This window comes from Duncaniella muricolitica (genome assembly GCF_910574735.1).
Taxonomy (GTDB): Bacteria; Bacteroidota; Bacteroidia; order Bacteroidales; family Muribaculaceae; genus Duncaniella; species Duncaniella muricolitica.
Genome location: NZ_CAJTCF010000137.1, coordinates 1 through 4,089, shown reverse-complemented (window position 1 = coordinate 4,089; position 4,089 = coordinate 1). Strand labels below are relative to the sequence as shown.

Below are 4,089 nucleotides of genomic sequence, written 5' to 3'. Positions count from 1 at the left end.
TATTCAATAGTTTTGAATACCATAAAGTTACAAAACTTTATGGACATAAAAAAGCCTCAGCTTGTGAAAGTTGAGGCTTTTGCTATTTTTTTTGAGAAATAGTTCTGCAACAACCTCTTGTTATGTATATGTCGTCGTAATGTGTTAAATGGGCAACAACCGATTCTTACGATGTAACAAGATGTCTTTCAGACATCTCCAAAACGAAATCATCGTTTCGTATGCATCTCGAGCCTTCCAGGCTCGGATGCATACGGCTATTAATTTCCTGATGTCCCTGTCGGGACATCCTGTCGACGGAGGTGCATTTGACGTTGGTATGAATTGAAGTGCATTCTCTGTCGGAACATCCTGTCGATGGAGGTGTGTTTGACGTTGGGTTGAATTGAAATGTATTCTCTGTCGGGGCATCGGGGCTAATGACTGACGGTACATAAAAGGGGACCATGTCGAAATGCCGCTCCATTTAATCCTCTGACATATGTACTGACATTTCGGTTTGGGCTAAAAAAGGACAGGAGTACGGAGGTTTTTAATGCTCCTGTACTCCTGTCGCTTGTCTATGTGTTTCTGTGCTTTTGTCGCTGATTTATGTTTTCCGGGTTCTTATTTTTGAATATCAATAAGGATTGGTGGAAATCATTTGTTGTCGAGGACGGCGGCGTCGAGAACGGCGATGGCGATGAGGTTGATGATGTCGCGGACTTCGGCGTCGACGTTGATGAAGTGGACAGGCTTCTTGAGACCCATCTGAATCGGGCCGATTGACTCGCCTACTCCCATCTCGAGCATCAGACGGTAGGCCGAATTGGCTGCCGAGAGGTTGGGGAATACGAGTGTGTTGACCTCTTTGCCGGCAAGTTTGTTGAAGGGGAACACCTTGTCGCGGACTTCGGCATTGAGCGCGTAGTTGATCTGCATCTCGCCGTCGACGGGCAGGTCGGGGTAGAGTTGATGCATGCGGTCGACAACGTTGTGCACCTTGCAGCATTCGGGCTCGGCGTTGGAACCGAAGTTGGAGTAGGACACGAGGGCCATGACGGGGTCGTGGGCAAAGAAGCGCACGGCGTCGGCGGCCAGGCGGGTGATGTCGAGCAGGGCGTCCTCGTCGGCGTTGCCGTTGACCATGGTGTCGGCCAGGAAGTAGGTGCCCTTGGTGGTCTCGAGCACGTGCATGGTGGCGAAGTGGCTGAAGCCGTCGCGCACACCGATGACTTCGCGGGCTATCGCGCCGGTCTGGTTGTTGGCGGCGCGTGTGCCGGCTATGAATGCGTCGGCGTCGCCGTTCTCTACCATCATCATGCCGAAGTAGTTGCGGTCAAACATCTTGTCGAGCGCGCTCTCGAAGTTTTCGCCCTGACGCTGACGTTTCTGAGTGAGCATGGCGGCATACTTCTCGCGTCGTGGTGCCTCGCGGTCGTGGCGGAGGTTGACGATCTCGATGCCCGAGATGTCGATGCCGAGACGGTCGGCGCGCTTGGCTATCATCTCCTCGTTGCCGAGCAGGATGGGTATGCAGAGCCCGTCGGCTGCGGCGATGGCTGCGGCGCGGAGCATGTTGTCGGTGTTGGCTTCGGCAAACACCACGCGCTTGGGGTTGGTGCGGGCGGCGTCGTGGATGCGACGTGTAAACTTGCGGTCGTTGCCTTTGAGTCGGAGGAGTTTTTCGTCATAAGCCGCCCAGTCTTCGATGGGTCGGCGTGCCACTCCGCTCTCCATGGCTCCGCGTGCTACGGCGGGGCTTACGGATGTGAGCAGACGGGGGTCGAAGGGGGTGGGGATGATGTATTCACGTCCAAACTTGAGGTTGGCGCGGCCGTAGGCTGCGTTGACTACGGGGGGCACGGGGAGTTTGGCTATCTCGGCGATGGCCTTGACGGCGTGAATCTTCATGGTCTCGTTGATCTCGGTGGCTCCGCAGTCGAGCGCGCCGCGGAATATGTAGGGAAAGCCGAGCACGTTGTTGATCTGGTTGGGATAGTCGGAGCGTCCCGTGGCCATGATGATGTCGGGGCGTGCGGCTGTGGCTGTCTCGTAGGAAATCTCGGGGTCGGGATTGGCGAGGGCAAACACGATGGGGCGTGGTGCCATCGACTTGATCATCTCGGGGGTCACGACATCCTTGACCGAGAGGCCGAGAAATACGTCGGCGTCTTTCATGGCTTCGGCCAGTGTGGTGATGGGGCGCGAGGTGGCAAAGAAGGCTTTCTGGGAGTTGAGGTCGGTGCGCTTGTCGGAGATCACTCCCTTGCTGTCACACATGACGACGTTTTCTTTCTTGACGCCGAGGGCTATGTAGAGCTTGGTGCATGACACGGCTGCCGCGCCTGCGCCGTTGACCACGAGACGCACGTCCTCGATGCGTTTGCCCTGGATTTCGAGGGCGTTGAGCAGTCCGGCCGCCGAGATGATGGCGGTGCCGTGCTGGTCGTCGTGCATCACGGGGATGTCCATTTCGGCTTTGAGGCGTGTTTCGATTTCAAAGCATTCGGGGGCTTTGATGTCTTCGAGATTGATGCCGCCGAATGTCGGGCCGAGGGCCTTGACGATGGAGATGAATTTTTCGGGGTCTTTCTCGTCGACTTCGATGTCGTAGCAGTCGAGTCCGGCGAAAATCTTGAAGAGCAGAGCCTTACCCTCCATGACCGGTTTGCCGGCCAGCGCGCCGATGTTGCCGAGGCCGAGCACGGCTGTGCCGTTGGATATTACGGCCACAAGGTTGCCTTTGTCGGTGTAGTCATAGGCTTTTTCGGGGGTTTCCTGTATTTCGAGACAGGGATATGCCACGCCGGGCGAGTATGCCAGGGCCAGATCGGCCTGTGTGGCGTATGGTTTGGTGGGGATAACTTCGATTTTGCCGGGGCGCGGATATTTGTGATAGTCCAACGCCATCTGCTTTGTAACTTTTGCCATGTTGGGTATGTGTTTATTCTGCTTTTTGAATTACAAAGTTAACAATTTATCGGCAAAAGTGTGAAATTTTAGTATAATTTGACATAAAAATAGTGATTTTAAAAGACAGGAGTACAGGAGTATATATTTTAAGACTTGGGCACGGAATAAGCCGCGAAAGCTCTGTGTCAGAGTGTGGGAATGAGTGGTAAGGCGGTGGTCCTGTCGGGAATTACAAAAACCTCAAAAGAAACATGACTTGAAAACTTATGTTTCTTTTGAGGCTTTTGTCCTTTTGTATCAAATTACGGATACAGTCTGTTGTGTGGAGGTGGTGTCGGTTATTAGTATTCGGCTTTGCCGATTGTCACTTTATAGCCTTTGGCTTCCAGTTCCTCTTTAATGATTTCGTTTATGTCACGGATGTTTTTCATCCATTCAGGGGTCTCGTATTCTTTGACTGGTACTTTATAGTCAGGATTTTGCTTGCAAAATTCCGTGTAGTCGGGGTCAAATATTTTGATGTAAAATTCTTGATTTTTTGCTTCTATTGCCGCCGGTTGAAATGTGTCAGCATATATATCTATACTGATAATGGCTTTGGGCTTTCGAAGGGTCAAAGTTTCGTTTGTCTCACGATAGAAAATACGACAATCGTCATAATCGGTGGTGTCTTACATGAATTTGACTGCAATCAGTGGGCGGTCACCAATTACAGGCCGTGGGAGTGGAGATTTCGGAACAGAAAAGATAAGGGGCGTGAGTGTGCTGATGTCATAATCGGCCATACGGGCACATACTTTTTTCGCATCGTCAATAATTTGTTTCTCTTTCTCTGGTGAATAATAGACACGTTTGGGAGCCTCCTGCCGATAGGGCTTGGTCTCTCCGTATGCGTATTGGGACATCGCTATGGTAAGCAGTAGAATACATTGGAGGAGTAATTTCATAGGTTAGCTACTATTAAATGGTTGAAAATATTTGTTATCGGTTGCAAGATAGTTAAATAATTCAGTGATTTCAAGTAGAATGATGTTTATTTTATAATTTTAACATTTGGTGGGTGGGTTGGTAACTATTCAGCGGACACGCTAAGGCGATAATGTGGAATAGACATCACCATTATAAGTAAATTCAACCTGCTGATTTTATAGTAATTAGCTGCAATTTTATTTGGTAAAGTCAAATAAGTTTTGT

The 4,089-nt window shown here is 50.8% G+C and carries 2 protein-coding genes; both read right to left on the bottom strand.

From position 1 onward, the window contains the following. Positions 1-639: 639 nt before the first annotated feature. Positions 640-2,913 carry an NADP-dependent malic enzyme gene (locus QGT73_RS17020; protein ID WP_280123223.1) on the bottom strand — a complete coding sequence of 758 codons (2,274 nt, stop codon included), beginning with the start codon at positions 2,911-2,913 and terminating at the stop codon, positions 640-642. 653 nt (positions 2,914-3,566) lie between these two features. Beyond that, positions 3,567-3,842: a hypothetical protein gene (locus tag QGT73_RS17015; RefSeq protein WP_280123222.1), complete on the bottom strand. Its 276-nt coding sequence runs from the start codon at positions 3,840-3,842 to the stop codon at positions 3,567-3,569. Positions 3,843-4,089 lie beyond the last annotated feature (247 nt).

What these genes read in the sequence shown, in the direction of transcription:
- QGT73_RS17020 (WP_280123223.1), bottom strand. Translation starts at nt 2,913, where the DNA reads ATGGCAAAAGTTACAAAGCAGATGGCGTTGGACTATCACAAATATCCG.
- QGT73_RS17015 (WP_280123222.1), bottom strand. Translation starts at nt 3,842, where the DNA reads ATGAAATTACTCCTCCAATGTATTCTACTGCTTACCATAGCGATGTCC.